The organism is Arthrobacter sp. TJ-265, assembly GCF_058269135.1.
This window is the reverse complement of sequence record NZ_JBZCND010000001.1, coordinates 404331-420230: the sequence shown is the minus strand read 5'-3', so window position 1 is coordinate 420230 and position 15900 is coordinate 404331. Positions and strand designations below refer to the sequence as shown.

18 protein-coding genes are annotated in these 15900 nt (G+C 68.9%); 14 read left to right on the top strand and 4 right to left on the bottom strand.

Features of this window, described 5'->3' with window-relative positions:
* Positions 1-151 precede the first annotated feature (151 nt).
* The 3 genes from nirD (at position 152) to AC4D2E_RS02040 (ending at position 2136) form a co-directional block, all read left to right on the top strand.
* Positions 152-514 (top strand): nitrite reductase small subunit NirD, encoded by a 363-nt coding sequence (gene nirD / locus AC4D2E_RS02050; protein WP_104166324.1) that lies wholly within the window; start codon positions 152-154, stop codon positions 512-514.
* Between the two features lie 27 nt (positions 515-541).
* Entirely contained in the window at positions 542-1354 is an 813-nt protein-coding gene (locus AC4D2E_RS02045) for a sirohydrochlorin chelatase (RefSeq protein WP_490951508.1), read from the top strand.
* Between the two features lie 104 nt (positions 1355-1458).
* On the top strand, positions 1459-2136 hold the full coding sequence (locus AC4D2E_RS02040; protein ID WP_490951507.1) for a M23 family metallopeptidase: 678 nt from the start codon (positions 1459-1461) through the stop codon (positions 2134-2136).
* Positions 2137-2163: 27 nt separating this feature from the next.
* Here the strand turns inward: AC4D2E_RS02040 and glmM are convergent, their stop codons facing one another.
* The 3 genes from glmM to rplM all read right to left on the bottom strand — a co-directional run bounded on the left by glmM (position 2164) and on the right by rplM (position 4613).
* Positions 2164-3519 (bottom strand): phosphoglucosamine mutase, encoded by a 1356-nt coding sequence (glmM, locus tag AC4D2E_RS02035; protein ID WP_490909908.1) that lies wholly within the window; start codon positions 3517-3519, stop codon positions 2164-2166.
* A 112-nt stretch (positions 3520-3631) separates the two neighbouring features.
* On the bottom strand, positions 3632-4129 hold the full coding sequence (gene rpsI, locus AC4D2E_RS02030; RefSeq protein ID WP_043440692.1) for a 30S ribosomal protein S9: 498 nt from the start codon (positions 4127-4129) through the stop codon (positions 3632-3634).
* 40 nt (positions 4130-4169) lie between these two features.
* Positions 4170-4613: a 50S ribosomal protein L13 gene (gene rplM, locus AC4D2E_RS02025; RefSeq protein WP_043440690.1), complete on the bottom strand. Its 444-nt coding sequence runs from the start codon at positions 4611-4613 to the stop codon at positions 4170-4172.
* 531 nt (positions 4614-5144) lie between these two features.
* On the opposite strand from rplM, the gene AC4D2E_RS02020 reads away from it, so the two are divergent.
* The 9 genes from AC4D2E_RS02020 to AC4D2E_RS01980 all read left to right on the top strand — a co-directional run bounded on the left by AC4D2E_RS02020 (position 5145) and on the right by AC4D2E_RS01980 (position 12570).
* Positions 5145-5372, top strand: coding sequence for a Flp family type IVb pilin (locus tag AC4D2E_RS02020; RefSeq protein ID WP_490951506.1), 228 nt, complete (start codon positions 5145-5147; stop codon positions 5370-5372).
* A gap of 150 nt (positions 5373-5522) precedes the next feature.
* Positions 5523-5879: a TadE family protein gene (locus AC4D2E_RS02015; protein ID WP_490952307.1), complete on the top strand. Its 357-nt coding sequence runs from the start codon at positions 5523-5525 to the stop codon at positions 5877-5879.
* The gene (locus tag AC4D2E_RS02010) at positions 5867-6898 is read left to right on the top strand and encodes a pilus assembly protein TadG-related protein (protein WP_490951505.1); all 1032 of its coding nucleotides are present in this window, start codon (positions 5867-5869) and stop codon (positions 6896-6898) included. Before AC4D2E_RS02015 ends, AC4D2E_RS02010 begins: the two co-directional genes overlap by 13 nt.
* Positions 6899-6918: 20 nt before the next feature.
* Complete coding sequence (gene cpaB, locus AC4D2E_RS02005; RefSeq protein WP_490951504.1) at positions 6919-7683, top strand: Flp pilus assembly protein CpaB; 765 nt, start codon at positions 6919-6921, stop codon at positions 7681-7683.
* Complete coding sequence (locus tag AC4D2E_RS02000; protein ID WP_490909913.1) at positions 7680-8876, top strand: CpaE/TadZ family protein; 1197 nt, start codon at positions 7680-7682, stop codon at positions 8874-8876. The genes cpaB and AC4D2E_RS02000 overlap by 4 nt, the downstream gene beginning before the upstream one ends.
* Positions 8873-10315 carry a TadA family conjugal transfer-associated ATPase gene (locus AC4D2E_RS01995; RefSeq protein WP_490951503.1) on the top strand — a complete coding sequence of 481 codons (1443 nt, stop codon included), beginning with the start codon at positions 8873-8875 and terminating at the stop codon, positions 10313-10315. Before AC4D2E_RS02000 ends, AC4D2E_RS01995 begins: the two co-directional genes overlap by 4 nt.
* A 4-nt stretch (positions 10316-10319) precedes the next feature.
* Complete coding sequence (locus AC4D2E_RS01990) at positions 10320-11255, top strand: type II secretion system F family protein (protein WP_104166340.1); 936 nt, start codon at positions 10320-10322, stop codon at positions 11253-11255.
* Between the two features lie 10 nt (positions 11256-11265).
* On the top strand, positions 11266-12147 hold the full coding sequence (locus AC4D2E_RS01985) for a type II secretion system F family protein (RefSeq protein WP_490951502.1): 882 nt from the start codon (positions 11266-11268) through the stop codon (positions 12145-12147).
* Between the two features lie 45 nt (positions 12148-12192).
* Positions 12193-12570, top strand: coding sequence for an Hpt domain-containing protein (locus tag AC4D2E_RS01980; protein WP_490951501.1), 378 nt, complete (start codon positions 12193-12195; stop codon positions 12568-12570).
* A gap of 15 nt (positions 12571-12585) precedes the next feature.
* Here AC4D2E_RS01980 and AC4D2E_RS01975 read toward each other — a convergent pair whose 3' ends face one another.
* Positions 12586-13368 carry a response regulator transcription factor gene (locus AC4D2E_RS01975; protein WP_104166346.1) on the bottom strand — a complete coding sequence of 261 codons (783 nt, stop codon included), beginning with the start codon at positions 13366-13368 and terminating at the stop codon, positions 12586-12588.
* Between the two features lie 196 nt (positions 13369-13564).
* On the opposite strand from AC4D2E_RS01975, the gene AC4D2E_RS01970 reads away from it, so the two are divergent.
* On the top strand, positions 13565-15253 hold the full coding sequence (locus AC4D2E_RS01970) for a sensor histidine kinase (protein ID WP_490951500.1): 1689 nt from the start codon (positions 13565-13567) through the stop codon (positions 15251-15253).
* Complete coding sequence (locus tag AC4D2E_RS01965; RefSeq protein ID WP_490951499.1) at positions 15254-15877, top strand: prepilin peptidase; 624 nt, start codon at positions 15254-15256, stop codon at positions 15875-15877.
* The last annotated feature ends 23 nt before the right edge of the window (positions 15878-15900 follow it).

Sequence of the window (15900 nt, the reverse complement as noted above, 5' to 3'; positions counted from 1 at the left end):
TCGCCGATGTGTCGCCACGTTAACTTCGGGCTCACCGGCGGGACTCCGCGCCGTGAGGCGCACGTTACCGCCGCGCAACAGCGCCGGGACCTCGATGACACGTCCGCCGCCTAGCGTTGCAGGAACGCATCCCGTCACCGAGGAGAACGCCATGACCGAGCTCATCCTGCAGCGTCCTGCCCCCTCGAGTACCACCTGGGTCGCCGTCTGCCGCATCGACGACCTCGAGGAGTGCTGGGGTGAGGCGGCGCTGGTGGGCCGGGAGCAGATCGCCCTGTTCCGCCTGCCCGGCAACCGGGTGCACGCCGTCGGCAACATCGATCCGCGGACCCGGGCCGCTGTCATGGCACGGGGGATCATCGGATCACGGGGAGCGGCGCCCACGATCGCCTCGCCCCTCCACAAGGAGGTCTACGACCTGGCGAGCGGGGCCTGCCTGTCCGGCGGCGAGGGGCTCCAGGCCTACCCGGTGCGGTGCAGGGACGGCATCGTCGAGGTCCACGTTGCCGCCTGAGGCGTGGGCGGTGCTTCAATGGCAGCCATGACCGCGAATCCCGTGCCGGGGCTCCCGCCCGTCCTCATCGCCTGCTCCCATGGCACCGACAACGCCCAGGGCCGGCGTGCGATCGATGCCGTGCGTGCGGGGATCACGGCGCTCCGCTCGGAGGTGGAGGTCCGCGAGGCGTACGTCGATGTGCAGGAGCCGGACCTCGTGGACGTGGTGGCGTCCCTTCCGGCCGGCCGGCCGGCTGTCATCGTGCCGCTGCTGCTCTCCGTCGGCTACCACGTCAAGGTGGACATCGCCCGGGCGGCGGCGAGCCGGCCCGGAACGGTGTCGGCTCTCCCGCTGGGCCCGGATCCGCGGCTGGCCCGGGTGCTGCAGCAGCGGCTCACCGAGGCCGGGGTGGACGACGCCGACGCCGTGGTGCTGGCCGCCGCGGGATCCTCCGACGCCTGTGCCGTGGAGGACGTCGCCGAGGTGCGGGCCGTCCTCGCCGAGCTCAGGACGGGCAGGGTGGGAGCGGGCTTCGGATCGAAGGCCGTCCCGTCCGTCCCCGACGCCGTCGCGGCCCTGCGAACGGGGTCGGGCCGGCGGGTCGCGGTGGCGTCCTACCTGCTGGCCCCCGGCTACTTCCACGACCAGCTGGCGACGGCCGGCGCCGATGTCGTGAGTGCACCCCTGCTCCCGAGTCCGCTGATCGCGGAGTTCGCCCTGTCGCGGTACGACGACGCCGTCGAGCGCCTGCTCGTCGGGGCGCCGCACGGCTCCTCCAGCGGCGCTGCCGGCTGCGACCGGCCGTGCCGGGCGCAGGTGTCCTCGTGCGTCCGGAGCGGTGCTGCCCGCGTGGACTGACGGCGCCTGTCGGGGCACGGCCCTGCCGCCGTGGAGGCCTCGCTCGAATCAGGGCGCCGCCCGCGCCCTCGCCCACGGCCGCGGGGAGGATGACAATGGAGCGCATGGGACATCCTGCCGCTGGCGGCGACCCGGTGCTGCTGCAGTACCCGCTGCAGGGCAGGTTCCGCGCACGCAACAGCCCTGCGCGTCGCGTCCCCAGTCACGGCACCGACCTCATGGGCACCACCTATGCCATCGACCTCGTCCCCGTGGATGCCGGCGGCCGTCCGGCGCCCAGGACCTGGCGGAGCCTCGTCGCCACGGAGTCACCGGAGGACTTCATCGGGTTCGGTGCACCGGTGCTCGCACCGGCCGGCGGCGTCGTCGTCATCGCCCACGACGGCGAGGAGGACCACGCGGCGCGACGGTCGCAGCTGGCGCTGTTGCCCTACGCGGCCGGGCAGACACAGCGCCTCCGGCGTGGGGCGGGCGCCATCGCCGGCAACCACGTGGTCATCGCCATGGATCCGGGTGGGCCCTTCGTGCTGGTCGCCCACCTGCGCAGGTCCTCGCTCCGCGTCGACGTGGGGACCCGCGTGAGCGCCGGTCAGCCGATCGGCGAGTGCGGGAACTCGGGGAACAGTACGCAGCCCCATGTGCACGTCCAGGTCACGGACAGCACGGCATGGCCGAGCGCCCGGGGGCTGCCGATCGCTTTCCGGACCCCCTCGGGTGTTGAGCTTCCGGCCGAATCGCAGCTCGTCGTCGTGCCGAGGACGGGATGCGCTGCTGCCGAGTAGTGCGTACCGGCGGGCGGAGGCGCCGGGTCAGGCGACCGTCTCGAGGGACAGACGCTCCTGCACCGTCGTGGCCAGGCTGTCGGCGATGCGCTGGGCGGTCACGAGGTCGGCTGCCTCGACCATGACGCGCACCACCGGCTCCGTGCCCGAGGGGCGCAGCAGCACGCGTCCGGTCTCGCCGAGGATCGCCTCGGCCTCGCGGACGGCGTCCTGCACGCCCTCGTCCGAGTTCGCGGCGCTGCGGTCCACTCCCCTGACGTTGATGAGTACCTGGGGAAGTTTCGTCATGACGGCGGCGAGCTCCTTGAGGCTCTTGCCGGTCCCTGCCATGCGTGAGGCCAGCTGCAGCCCGGTCAGGACGCCGTCGCCCGTGGTGGCGTACTCAGCGAAGATGACATGGCCGGACTGCTCGCCGCCGAGGCTGTAGCCGCCGTCGCGCATCCCCTCGAGGACGTAGCGGTCCCCTACTCCGGTCTCCATGATGGTGACGCCCGCTTCGCGCAGCGCGATCTTCAGTCCCAGGTTGCTCATCACGGTCGCCACGAGGGTGTTGTCCTTGAGCTTCCCGGCGTCCTTCATCGCCAGCGCCATCACGGCCATGATCTGGTCGCCGTCGACGATCGTCCCCTCGTGGTCCACGGCGAGGCACCGGTCGGCGTCGCCGTCGTGCGCGATGCCGAGGTCGGCGCCGTGCTCGAGGACGGCGGACTGCAGCTTCTCGAGGTGCGTCGAGCCGTAGCCGTCGTTGATGTTCACGCCGTCGGGATCCGCGCCGATGACGATGATGTCCGCGCCGGCGTCCCGGAAGACCTCGGGCGAACAGCCGCTCGCCGCGCCGTGGGCGCAGTCGATGACCACCTTCAGTCCCTCGAGGCGGTGCGGGAGGGTCTTGAGGAGGTGGACCACGTAGCGGTCCTCGGCGTCGGCGAAGCGCTGGATGCGTCCTACTTCGCCCGCCACGGGGCGCAGCCTCGGCCGCGCCATCTCGTCCTCGATGGCATCCTCGAGCGCGTCGCTGAGCTTGTTGCCGCCGCGGGCGAGGAACTTGATGCCGTTGTCCGGGGCGGGATTGTGGGACGCGGAGATCATGACGCCGAAGTCGGCACCGAGATCGGCCACGAGGAACGCTGCCGCCGGCGTCGGCAGGACGCCGGCGTCGTAGACGTCGACACCGGAGCTGGCGAGCCCGGCCTCGACGGCGGCCGCGATGAACTCACCGCTGATGCGGGGATCGCGGGCGATGACCGCGGTGGGGCGGCGGCCGTCCGAGGCGTTGTGGCCGAGGACGACGGCGGCCGCCTGGGCCAGCTGGAGGGACAACTCAGCCGTGATCAGGCCATTGGCCAGGCCGCGGACGCCGTCGGTTCCGAATAACTTGCTCATCGTGATCATCCTAAGTGCAGAGATTGGAACCGCTAAGGCGGGTCCTCAACAGGTTAAAGCACGATGCCCGCCCGGGAGGCCCGGACGGGCATCTGCGCGTGTCCTGAAAGGATCAGCGCTTGGAGTACTGAGGCGCCTTGCGTGCCTTCTTGAGACCGGCCTTCTTGCGCTCGATGACGCGGGCGTCACGAGTCAGGAAGCCTGCCTTCTTGAGGGCGGGGCGGTTGTTCTCGCGGTCGATCTCGTTCAGCGTGCGCGCGACTCCGAGGCGGAGTGCACCGGCCTGGCCGGAGGGTCCACCGCCGTGGATGCGGGCGATGACGTCGTAGGCGCCGTCGAGCTCGAGGAGCTTGAAGGGGTCATTGACTTCTTGCTGGTGCAGCTTGTTCGGGAAGTAGTCGGCGAGCTCGCGCCCGTTGACGATCCACTTGCCGGTGCCGGGGACGAGGCGCACGCGGGCGACAGCTTCCTTGCGGCGTCCGACGGCTCCGCCGCCGACGGTCAGCGCGGGACGCTCCTTGACGGCGGTCTCGCCGCCTTCGGTGGACTCTGAGGTGTAGCTCGTGAGCTCCTCAGTGGGTTCGTTCAGCTCTTCAGTGTTCTCAGCCACGGTTCTCCTTGAAGTGATTTTTTAGTACTGGTGGCCAGGACTACTGGGCGACCTGAGTGATTTCGTATGTCTTGGGCTGCTGCGCGGCGTGGGGGTGCTCGGCGCCGCGGTAGACCTTCAGCTTGCCGATCTGCTGGGCAGCCAGCGAGTTCTTGGGGAGCATGCCACGGATGGCCTTCTCGACTGCGCGCTCTGGGTTCTTGTCCAGGAGTTCCACGTAGGTGGTGGACTTCAGGCCGCCCGGGTAACCGGAGTGGCGGTAGGCGCGCTTCTGCTCGAGCTTGGAGCCGGTGAGGGCTACCTTTTCAGCGTTGATGATGATGACGAAATCGCCCATGTCCATGTGGGGAGCGAAGGTCGGCTTGTGCTTTCCGCGGAGCAGGATTGCGGTCTGGCTGGCAAGACGGCCGAGGACGACGTCGGTTGCATCGATTACGTGCCACTGGCGGTTGATGTCGCCTGGCTTCGGGGTGTACGTACGCACGGTTATGGCCTTCGTTTCTATTTCGGTGTCGCCCGTGGCCACGGAGAACGTCCGTACCCGCGGGCTCAGCTTATTCATGCGTTACCGGAACTTCAGGTGAGGGCTGAAATACGACCAGTCATCCCGTGAATCTCGGCTCCGCCCCCGGGCCAGGTGGTTCTGCAACTGAACCGCTCCGAAGGGCGCAGACGTATCGAGAAGGGACACGCACAACGACTCCCAAGGATAGCCTGCCGTACTGGGGCGGGTCAAAAGGGGCTGGCGGCTGCCGCTGGAGGGCGTTCGGGCCGGGTTCGCGTAGACGGCCATTACCCGCGCGATCCGGGCCGGCCTGCTCGCGCCGGCCGTCGTGGGTCCCGGGCCCGAAGCAGCGCGAGCGCAGGTTCTGCGCAGGGCGCGTGCAGACCCGACGCAGGTTCGTGAATGTTCACTCAGGATCAGGGCAAACCCGGTTTCCTGCGGGTTCCCGTTGCTAGGTTTCTGGCAGCGCTGGCGCTGGGTCAGCCGCCGTCCCCCCTCAGGAGTTCCCTCATGTTCCTCGTATCCGACACCCGTATGCACCTCCTCCCCCGCCTGGTCCGCAAGGAAGACGGAGCGACCGCCGTCGAGTACGGCATCATGGTCGCCCTCATCGCCGTCGTCATCATCGCTGCAGTTACGTTCCTCGGCGACGGACTGAGTGATTCATTCAACGACATCTCTTGCAAGCTCGGAAACAGCCCCACGGGCTACACCTGCCCGACCACGACCACGTCATAGGGCTATCCCGCCGGGAGCGCACCTCTTGCGCGGGACGCTCCCGGCGTTCCGAATCCGCTAATTCGGCTGAGGCCGAAAATCAGAAAGAAGTGATGGGTGGCGGGTCGTTCAGTGAGCCGAGTAGACGAGCGCGGAGCGGCGGCCGTAGAGATGGCGCTCCTCCTCCCCGTCCTCATACTGCTCCTCCTCGGCATCATGGAGTTCGGGCGTGCCTTCAACGCGCAGGCCACTCTCAGCAACGCAGCCCGGGAGGGTGCCCGTGTCATGGCGATCACGAATGTTCGAAGCGACGCCACGAGCGCGGCTCGCCAGTCAGCGAGCACTTTGCAACTGACCTCTTCGAATCCCGTGGTGACGTATCAGTTCAAGAAGGACGACATCTCCTATACGACCTGTGCCACCGGCCGTCAGGTTGAGGTGACGATTGCGTACCAGTTGAGCAGCATGACAGGAATTGCAGGTCCATTTGCGATGCAGGGCAAGGGGACGATGCTATGCGGCGGTTAACCGGCCACGACCAACCAGAAGAGCGTGGGGCGGTCAGCGTCCTCGTCGCCCTCCTCATGGTCGTCCTGCTCGGGTTCGCCGCTCTGGCCATCGACGTGGGAATGCTCGTCTCCGAGAAGGCGCAACTGCAGAACGGCGCCGACGCGGCTGCCCTCGGCATTGCTCAACGGTGCGCGAAGGATCTGAATGACTCAGTGAACTGCGCGCCGTCCTCGGTGGAGGCGCAGAACCTGGCGAGCGCGAACGCGCTCGATGCCACGACCCGCGTGATCAGCACGAATCTCGACAAGCCGGCCGGTCGCGTCACCGTCACGACGGGAGCGAAGGAAGCCGGAACCGGCGCCAATCACGTCTCCTTGATTTTTGCGAATGTTCTCGGCGTGGCCTCAGCAGACGTCACCGCGAGCGCCTCAGCAGCGTGGGGTGGGCCCTCGAAAGCCAAGGCGCCAATGGCCATCACCTTCTCGAAGTGTGAAATCGATTCGACGAGAACCGCGGACGGCGCTCTGCAGTTCCTGATGTCCCACGGAGTCAATGACACCGGCGACAACTGCCACGGCACATCCTCCGGCCACGAGATTCCTGGCGGCTTCGGTTGGCTTGTCCAGGACACCTCGGGTTCCTGCCAGGCGACAGTCTCGCTGAGCTCCCCCTGGGTGATCTCGGACACGGGTAACAACCTCAAAGCGGGGTGCGGAGCGCGTCTCGATGAGTGGAAGGCGAAGTTGATCGCAGGGGAAGAACTTGTACAACTCTTCCCGGTGTTCGATGACACCTCCGGCACCGGCAGCAACGGCAAATTCCGTATCGTCGCCTTTGCCGCCATCGACATCCGCGGCTGGAGTTTCCAGGGCCACGAGTACATGCTCACGGACGCCGCCGAGCACTTCAAGGACAACAAGTACAACAACAGTGACCGCGGATTCATCGGCCGCTTCGTCCGCTACGTATCGCTCGACGACGTCGAACTCGGCGGCCCCATGACCTATGGCGCAACCGGCGTCCAACTCACGCAGTAACACCACAGATCGGTCTCACCATGAAATCCCGTCTCCTGGCCGGCGTCGCCGCCGTCGTCCTCGCGCTCGTCGGAGCCCTGATGCTGTTCGGCTACGCGCAGGGCGCCGAAGCACGCGCGGTCGAGGGCCTCGACCCGGTCGACGTCCTGGTGGTGGCTACCGCAGTTCCTGCAGGCACGCCGGCCGAGGAACTCCAGCCGTTCCTCACCACCAAGGCCCTGCCGGCCACCGCGGTCGGAGGATCCGCTCTCAAGGACCTCGACTCGTCCACGGGCAGGATCACCGCCGTGGAGCTCATGCCCGGTGAGCAGCTGCTCGCCGAGCGCCTCGTCGACCCGGATGACGCCGCAACGACCGGCAGCGTCGACGTGCCCGAGGGCCTGCAGGAGGTTTCCTTCACGATCGAGCCGGACCGCGCCGTCGGCGGCAAGATCGCCCCTGGTGACACCGTAGGCGTGTTCATCTCTTTGGAGACGGGAGGTCTCGAGCAGGAGCCGGACGTCCCGACGACGAAGCTCGCTCTCCACAAGATCCTCGTCACCTCCGTGCAGCGCGCCCCCACCCCCGTCGCAGCAGACCCCGCCGCGGATCCTGAAGCGCAGGCCCGCGCCGAGGCCGAGGCGCTGCCGAGCGGCTCCCTCATGCTCACCATCGCCGTCGACACCGCCCAGGCGACGAAGATCGTGCACGCCAACCAGAACGCCACCCTGTGGCTGAGCAAGGAAACGCCCGCGACGGTCGAGGGAGACTCCCCCATCGTCCAGAACAAGGAACTGTACCGATGAGCAGATTCGTCCTGATCACCCCCAGCTCGGACTTCGAGCAGAAGGTCCGCCACGCCGTCGCCGGCGGACTGCAGGGCCATGTGAAGAGCCTGCCTGCGAGCGTCCTGACCGGGGACCCGACCTCCGTCCTCGACCAGCTGGGACTCGAGCGGCCGGAGGTGCTGGTCTTCGGGCCGGGTATCGCCATCGAGGAAGCGCTGCGCCTCGCCCTGATCGTGGACGTGACGTTCCCGGAGATCAGCGTGGTGCTGGTGCATGACGACCACCCGGACATCGCCCTGCAGGCCATGCGCGCCGGCGTCCGCGACATCCTCTCCCCGCTGGCGGACGTCGCGAGTATCCGAGCCCAGCTCGAGCGCGCCTGCCAGGCCTTCGCGACCCGCCAGCGCACCGGGACGCAGCCGCCCCGCGAGCAACAGAGCGGCCTCGTCATCGGGGTGTTCTCCCCGAAGGGCGGCGTCGGCAAGACGACGGTCGCCACGAACCTGGCCGTCGGCCTCGGGAAGCTGGCGCCCATGAGCGTGGTCATCGTGGACCTCGACCTCCAGTTCGGCGACGTCGGCACCGGCCTCTACCTCACCCCCGAGTACTCGGTACTCGACGCCGTCACGGGCGCTGCCACCCAAGACTCGATGGTCCTCAAGGCCTTCCTGACCCCGCACCCCTCGGGGATCTACGCCCTCTGCGGACCCAAGAACCCCGCCGACGCCGACCGCGTCTCCTCGGCCCAGGTGACCCGCCTGATCCAGCAGCTGGCGATGGAGTTCCGCTACGTCGTCGTCGACACCGGCCCCGGGCTCACCGAGCCGAGCCTCGCGGCGCTGGAGCAGTGCACCGACGCCGTCTGGGTGACCGGCATGGACGTGCCGAGCGTCCGAGGCCTACGCACGGGCCTCGACGTGCTGCAGCAGCTCAACCTCCTGCCCGAGACCCGCCACGTGGTCCTCAACTTCGCCGATACCAAGACCGGCCTCTCGGTGGAGGACATCGAGGCGACCCTCAACGCGCCCGTCGATGTGTCCATCCCCCGCTCCCGGGCCATCACCCTCGCGACGAACCGCGGCGTCCCCCTGCTCCAGGACAAGGTCCGTGATCCCGCGACGAAGAGCCTCACGGAGCTCGTGCAGCGGTTCGACCACGAGTGGCGCGCGAAGTCGCAGCGGAAGCTGCACCGCCGCGTGGTGGTCCGATGAAGCTCTCCGCCCGCATCCAGGCCGCAGGGCTCTCGACCGCGCCCGCCGTCGTCGTCGAGCCCGATGCTCCCGACGCGCCACCGGCACCTCCGCGCCCGGCCACCCTCGCGCCCGCCGTCGTCCGCGACGCACCCCAGAAACCCGGCAGTGCAAAGGTGGACGTCTTCGCGGGCCTCAAGCAACGCGCGGCCTCCGCCCTGTTCGAGCGCATGGGCACCCGCGCGAGCGACACCTCCATCAGCGAGGAGGACCTGAAGGTCGTCGCGCGCGAGGAGCTGAGCCAGATCATCGACGCCGAGCAGGTACCGCTCAGCCCCGATGAACGGCGCCGCCTCATCCAGGACGTGGCCGACGACGTCCTCGGCTTCGGCCCGCTCCAGCGCCTCCTCGACGACGCCTCGGTCACGGAGATCATGGTCAACCGGATGGACCAGATCTACGTGGAGCAGCAGGGCAAGCTGACGCTCAGCGACTCCCGGTTCAGTTCCGAGGAGCACCTGCGCCGCGTCATCGAGCGCATCGTCTCCAAGGTCGGTCGCCGCATCGACGAGTCCTCCCCCTTCGTGGATGCCCGCCTCGAGGACGGCTCGCGCGTCAACGCGGTCATCCCCCCGCTCGCGGTCAACGGCTCGTCGCTGACCATCCGCAAGTTCAGCAAGGTCCCCCTGACGGTCCAGAACCTCATCGACTTCGGCACGCTCACCCCGGAGATGGCCGAACTGCTGGACGCCTGCGTGAAGGCGAAGCTGAATATCATCGTCTCGGGCGGCACGGGCACGGGGAAGACCACCCTGCTCAACGTGCTGTCCTCGTTCCTCCCCGAGGGCGACCGCATCGTCACCATCGAGGACGCCGTCGAGCTGCAGATCCAGCAGCAGCACGTGGTGCGCCTGGAGAGCCGCCCGCCGAACACCGAGGGCAAGGGCGCCGTGAGCATCCGCGACCTCGTCCGCAACTCCCTCCGCATGCGGCCCGACCGCATCGTCATCGGCGAGGTGCGTGGCGGGGAGTCCCTCGACATGCTGCAGGCCATGAACACCGGCCACGACGGGTCGCTGTCCACCGTCCACGCCAACTCGCCCAGGGACGCCGTGGCCCGCCTCGAGACACTCGTGCTCATGGCCGGCATGGACCTGCCCCTGCGGGCCATCCGCGAACAGCTGGCGTCTGCCGTCAACCTCGTGGTGCAGATCTCGCGCCTCCGCGACGGCAGCCGGCGCATCACGCACGTCACCGAGGTGCAGGGCATGGAGGGCGACGTCGTCACACTGCAGGACGCCTTCGTCTTCGACTACTCAGCGGGAGTCGACCACAAGGGCCGCTTCCTCGGTAAGCCCGTGCCGACCGGCATCCGACCGCGGTTCATGGAGCGCTTCGAGGACATGGGGATCACGGTGTCGCCGGCCGTCTTCGGGTCCGCGCCGCTGCGCGGGCGGTAGGCGCATGACCCTCCTCCTCGTCGGCGGTGCCGCCCTGGTGATCGGCGGGATCGTCCTGCTGCTCGTGGCACTCCGGCCCGCCCAGTCACCGGTCCCGCTGGACCGCCGCCGGCCACCTCGACAGCAGCAGGACTCGCAGCTCTCACGCTTCGCGGGGGCGGCCGGACGTGCTATGGATGCCTACCTGCGCCGGCACCCGATGCGCTTCCTCGACCAGAACGTCCTCGAGACGGCAGGCATCAGGATCAGCCAGGCCGAGGTCTACCTGCTCGTGGTCCTCGGCGGCATCACCGGGCTCCTGCTGGGGTGGGCGCTGCTCGCGCCGGTCGTCGGCGTCCTCCTGTTCCTGCTCTCCCCCGCCGTCGCGCACCTGGTGGTGTCCTTCCGGACAGGACGACGGCGTCGCCGCTTCGACTCACAGCTCGGCGACACGCTGCAGCTGCTCACCGGAGGCCTGCGGGCGGGTCACAGCATCCTGCGGGCGATCGACGCCGCGGCCACGGAGGCGGACAGCCCGACGTCCGAGGAGATGCGCCGGATCGTCGCCGAGACGAGCCTCGGCAAGGATCTCCTCGCCGCGCTCATGGACACCTCGCACCGCATGCAGAACGAGGACTTCGCCTGGATCGCGCAGGCCATCCAGATCAACCGCGAGGTCGGTGGGGACCTCGCCGACGTGCTCGACCAGGTGGGGCACACCATCCGCGAGCGCACCGAGATCAAGGGCCACATCCGCGCCCTCGCCGCGGAGGGGAAGTTCTCCGCCTACATCCTGGGAGCACTGCCGTTCGCGATTGCGCTCATGCTCACCGTGGTCAGCCCCGGCTACGTCGACCCGCTGTTCACGAAGCCGCTGGGCTGGGTGATGCTCGGAGCCGCCGCCGTCATGATGGCGATCGGCGGGCTCTGGCTGCGCAAGATCATCGACCTGAAGTTCTGAGGAGACCGTCATGGACCCCACCCTGCTCGCCTCGCTCCTGCTGACCTCCGCACCCATCGGTTACTTCACCTGGTCCCTGCTCACCTCCGACGCCCGGCTGCGCCGCACCGTGCAGCACAACCTCAACCAGGGCATGGCCGGGGCCGTCGCCGACGCTGACCGCCCGAACCCCCTCCTCCGGCTGGGCCGGCACCTCACCCCGCAGGCGTACGTCCTCAAACTGGACCACCTGCTGGCCCTCGCCGGCCGGCCGGCCTCGATGCCACTGGCCAAGGTCCTTACCGCCAAGCCACTCCTCGGTCTCGCCGGCGGCCTGTCGGGACTTCTGCTCGTGCAGTCGAACCCCAGCAGGCTCTTCGTGCTGCTCGCACTCTTCATCACGGTCCTCGGTTACTTCGTGCCGGACCTCCTCCTCTACAGCAAGGGACAGGAACGCCAGAAGGCCATGGCCCTGGAACTGGCCAACACCCTGGACCAGATGCTGATCTCCGTGGAGGCGGGTCTGGGCTTCGAGAGCGCCATGCAGCGCGCGGGTGAGACAGGTAAGGGACCGCTGGCGGACGAACTCGTGCGGACGCTGCAGGACATGCAGGTGGGACGCAGCCGGCGCGAGGCGTACCTCGCCATGGCGGACCGCAGCACCATCCCGGAACTGCGCAGCTTCGTGAAAGCCATCGTGCAGGCGGACGCCTACGGCATCGCCCTGTCGGGTGTGCTGCGGACCCAGGCGAAGGTCATGCGCGTGAAACGCCGTCAGCGTGCGGAGGAGAAGGCGATGAAACTCCCCGTCGCGGTGCTCTTCCCGCTCCTGCTGTTCATCTTCCCGGTGCTGTTCATCGTGATCCTCGGCCCGGCCGCGCTCAACGTCATGGACACGTTCGCCGGGCAGTGAGGCGGCTCCCGGCTGACCGTCAGACCGCCGCCGTAGGCTGGGACGGTGCTTCCGAATACCGCCCAGCCCGACCCGCCGCTCGTGGACCTCACGGTCCTCGCGCACCTCGAGCAGCAGTTGAACGACGCCGGGCCGGCGCGTACCTTCGCCCGCGACTACATCACGGGCTTCGCCAACCGCCACCTTCGGCTCGTACGCTCGGTCGCCGCCCAGGACCTGCCCGCAGCCCTCGAGGCCGCGCTGAGCCTCCGCAATTCCTCCCTCATGGTGGGTGCCCAGCGGCTCGCGGTCCTCACCGCGGCCTTCGAGGCAGCCATCTCCTCGGCCGACCTCGACGCCGCGCGCCGCACGCTCCCCGGCATCGAACGCTGCGGGCTGGAGACGATCCGCGAACTCGAGACCCGCTACCTCGACCCTGCCTGAGGGGCACGCAGCCCATCAGGCGCGTACCGGGGTCAGCCGGTAACCGACGCCGCGCACGGTCTGCAGCCAGCGCGGGTTCTTCGGATCCTCGTCGAGCTTCCGTCGGAGGTTGCCGATGTGCACCTCGATCGCCCGCTCGTCGGAGTCGCTGATGTAGGTGTCCTCGCCGTAGTAGTCGCCCCGGACAACCCGCACGAGGTCGGCCTTCGTCCTCACCGCGCCGCTGCTCCTCAGCATCTCGTTGAGGAGGTCGAACTCGCTGCGCGTCAGCGGGAGGTCGCGTCCGTCGACCACCACGGTGCGCGCCGAGGCGTTCAGGGCCAGCCCGTTGTGTTCGAACACCGGCGACGCCACGACGGCCGGTGCGGGTGCGGCGGGCGGCGCCGACGTCGTCGGCCCGGGACCCTCGGCGGCCGGCTCCGGGACCGCGCGCGGTCGCCGCAGCATCGCCGCGATGCGCGCGCGCAGTTCCCGCGGGCGGAACGGCTTCGTCAGGTAGTCGTCGGCCCCCGACTGCAGCGCCGTGAGGGTGTCCAGCTCGTCACCCCTCGACGTCAGCATCACCACATAGCAGTTGCTGAAGTCGCGGATGCGCCGCAGCACCTCGTATCCGTCGATGTCGGGCAGCCCGACGTCGACCGTCACCACCGTGGCGTCGTGCGTGCGCACCATCTCGACGCCCGCCCGGCCGTTCGGCGCCACCTGCACGTCGAAGCCCGACTGCCGCAGCACCGCCCCGACCAGATTCCGTACATCGGCGTCGTCCTCGATGACGACTGCCACTCCCGGATCGCTCATTCGCTTTCAACCCCCATCCGACCTGCGGTGAAGCCCGGTCGATTTGTCCTGGCAACCATTCTGCCCGCCTACCTGCACGAATTGCGCCGGATGGGCGTGCAAAACGCGGGGATGGCGACATAATGAAGGCAGTACGTAGGTCTCAGCGTCCGAAAGACATTCAGAATGTGGAGTTCTCCCGTCCCCTGGATCGTGCATGGCTAGGATTTCCAGCGCGTCCTGGTTGAACGTGGCGGCGTCGAGAATGACCATCGGCCGCGCCGGGATCCTCTGCCAGATCCCCCTCACGCTGATCGTCGTCATCCTCTCGGTCACCGCTCCGGTCCTCCGGCCCGGGCTGCTGGCCGATCCGACGTACGAACTGGGCTTCTGGCTGATCCTGGTCCTGCTGGCCCTGTGCGTGGTCGTCCCGTGGAACGAACTGCCACGCGGCATCCTGCTGGTCGTCCCGGCCCTCGACTTCGTCGCCGTCGCCCTGCTCCGGACCGGCGGTGCTGACATCCAGCCGGCGCTCGGCGTCCTCGCCGTCTTCCCCGTCCTCTGGCTCATGCGGTCCCCGCTGCCCACCTGGGCAGCCCTCACCGGCAGCGTAGCCGGTTCGCTGCTCATCACCGCCTGGCCGCTCCTCGGATCCTTCGATCCCACGCGGCTGACCTCGTACGCAGGGGCCCTGCTGCTGCCCATCGTAATGTTCTGCATCGGCGTCACGATTCACCTCATGAGCGCCGGCGCCGATGCCCGCGAAGCCGAGATCGCACGCAAGGACCGCGAACTCAACGACCTCCTGCAAGCCGCCATCGATCGCGAGCGGGTACTGACGGCCATCCTCAACACGGTCGACGTCGGTCTCACCGCCGTGGACGCCCACGGCAACACCACGCTGACGAACCGGCAACAGGAGCTGTTCAACCGACTCTCGACCGGCCACGGCGACGAGGCACAGGACGGCCTCGTCTTCGGGTCGGACCGCGTCACGCCGCTGCCTCCGGACCGGCGGCCCGTGCATCGGGCCCTCACGGGTGAGACGTTCGCGGACGAGCTGGTCTGGGTCGGTGGTACGGACGCACAGCGTGCACTCTCCACGGCGGCCCGGCCCATCAAGAACGCCGACGGCGGCATCACCGGCGCCCTGGTCGCCTGCAGCGACGTCACCGAACTGGTCGAGGCCGTGACCGCGAAGGACACGTTCATCTCGAACATCTCCCACGAGTTCCACGCCCCGCTGACCTCCGTGCTGGGCTACCTCGAACTCGTCCTGGAGGACGAGCACCCCCTGCCCCCGCACCTCGCGGGCTACGTCGACGTCGCGGGTCGCAACGCCGAGCGCGTGCTCCACCTGGTCGCGGATCTGCTGTCCACCGCCGGCGACCGCGTCCGGGTGCATCCGCGCCCCGTGGACCTCGCGGCCGTGATCGAGATGAGCGTCCGCTCCAATCGGATCCGCGCGCAGAAGAACGGTGTGCGGCTCCGGACCGACGTGCACAGCCCGCTCTGGACGCTCATCGATCCGCTGCGGATCTCCCAGGTGCTCGACAACCTGCTGTCCAATGCCATCAAGTACTCCCCCGAGGGCGGCCTGGTGATCGTGCGCGCGGAGGAGACCGACTCGCAGATCAACCTCCACGTCGACGACCGCGGGATGGGTATGACCGAGCAGGAGGCCCGCCAGGTCTTCTCCCGCTTCTACCGGACGCCCGCCGCCCGCCGGGCGGACATCGACGGCGCGGGGCTCGGGCTGGCCATCACCAAGTCGATCGTCGAAAGCCATGGCGGCTCGATCCACTGCACGAGCTCCCCGGGCAGGGGAAGCCGTTTCACGGTGTCGCTGCCGGTCGACGGGGACGTGAGCCGGTCCCCGCACGACACCCTCGAGGACTCCCTCTAGGTGGTCGCTGCCCTGATCATCGCGCCTGTCACGGCCGGGCTGGCGTACGCGCTGTTCGCCCTCGCCGGCAGGGATCCGCGGACCGTCCTGCCGGAGCGCGCGCGGCTGCCTCTGGCACTGCTCGCGGGCGTCCTCGCGGGCGCCGGCGGTGCCGTCACAGGCGAGTGGTGGTCGCTTCCGCTCGTGGGGTGCCTCGCGGCCTTCGGTGTGCTCCTCGCGGCCATCGACGCCCGCTCGAAGCTGCTGCCGAACGCCGTCCTCGTGCGCTTCACCGCGGTGACCATCCCGCTGCTCCTCCTCGCGGCAGGCGCGGGCGGTCACTGGGGCGGCCTGCTCGGCGCCGCGGCCGGAGCAGCGGCGCTGTTTGCGGTCTACTTCGTCCTCGCGCTCATCAACCCTGCGGGCATGGGGATGGGCGACGTGAAGCTCGCCGCCGTGCTCGGTCTCTTCGGGGGCTGGGCCGGAGCCTCCGCCTGGCTGGGCACCCTCCTCGGCGGCTTCCTGCTGGGGGGCCTGGCCGGGCTCGCGGTCCTGCTGTTCCGCCGCGGCTCGCGCGGCTCCACCTTCCCCTTCGGCCCCGGGATGCTCCTCGCCGCGTTCGCGAGCTTCGTCCTCCTCGCCTAGTGGGGCGGCGCGTCCTCGCCTAG

What these genes read in the sequence shown, in the direction of transcription:
- AC4D2E_RS01970 (WP_490951500.1), top strand. Translation starts at nt 13,565, where the DNA reads ATGGCTAGGATTTCCAGCGCGTCCTGGTTGAACGTGGCGGCGTCGAGA.
- cpaB (WP_490951504.1), top strand. Translation starts at nt 6,919, where the DNA reads ATGAAATCCCGTCTCCTGGCCGGCGTCGCCGCCGTCGTCCTCGCGCTC.
- AC4D2E_RS02010 (WP_490951505.1), top strand. Translation starts at nt 5,867, where the DNA reads ATGCGGCGGTTAACCGGCCACGACCAACCAGAAGAGCGTGGGGCGGTC.
- AC4D2E_RS02040 (WP_490951507.1), top strand. Translation starts at nt 1,459, where the DNA reads ATGGGACATCCTGCCGCTGGCGGCGACCCGGTGCTGCTGCAGTACCCG.
- AC4D2E_RS01990 (WP_104166340.1), top strand. Translation starts at nt 10,320, where the DNA reads ATGACCCTCCTCCTCGTCGGCGGTGCCGCCCTGGTGATCGGCGGGATC.
- AC4D2E_RS02020 (WP_490951506.1), top strand. Translation starts at nt 5,145, where the DNA reads ATGTTCCTCGTATCCGACACCCGTATGCACCTCCTCCCCCGCCTGGTC.
- AC4D2E_RS02015 (WP_490952307.1), top strand. Translation starts at nt 5,523, where the DNA reads ATGGCGCTCCTCCTCCCCGTCCTCATACTGCTCCTCCTCGGCATCATG.
- AC4D2E_RS01985 (WP_490951502.1), top strand. Translation starts at nt 11,266, where the DNA reads ATGGACCCCACCCTGCTCGCCTCGCTCCTGCTGACCTCCGCACCCATC.
- nirD (WP_104166324.1), top strand. Translation starts at nt 152, where the DNA reads ATGACCGAGCTCATCCTGCAGCGTCCTGCCCCCTCGAGTACCACCTGG.
- AC4D2E_RS01975 (WP_104166346.1), bottom strand. Translation starts at nt 13,368, where the DNA reads ATGAGCGATCCGGGAGTGGCAGTCGTCATCGAGGACGACGCCGATGTA.
- glmM (WP_490909908.1), bottom strand. Translation starts at nt 3,519, where the DNA reads ATGAGCAAGTTATTCGGAACCGACGGCGTCCGCGGCCTGGCCAATGGC.
- AC4D2E_RS02045 (WP_490951508.1), top strand. Translation starts at nt 542, where the DNA reads ATGACCGCGAATCCCGTGCCGGGGCTCCCGCCCGTCCTCATCGCCTGC.
- AC4D2E_RS02000 (WP_490909913.1), top strand. Translation starts at nt 7,680, where the DNA reads ATGAGCAGATTCGTCCTGATCACCCCCAGCTCGGACTTCGAGCAGAAG.
- AC4D2E_RS01995 (WP_490951503.1), top strand. Translation starts at nt 8,873, where the DNA reads ATGAAGCTCTCCGCCCGCATCCAGGCCGCAGGGCTCTCGACCGCGCCC.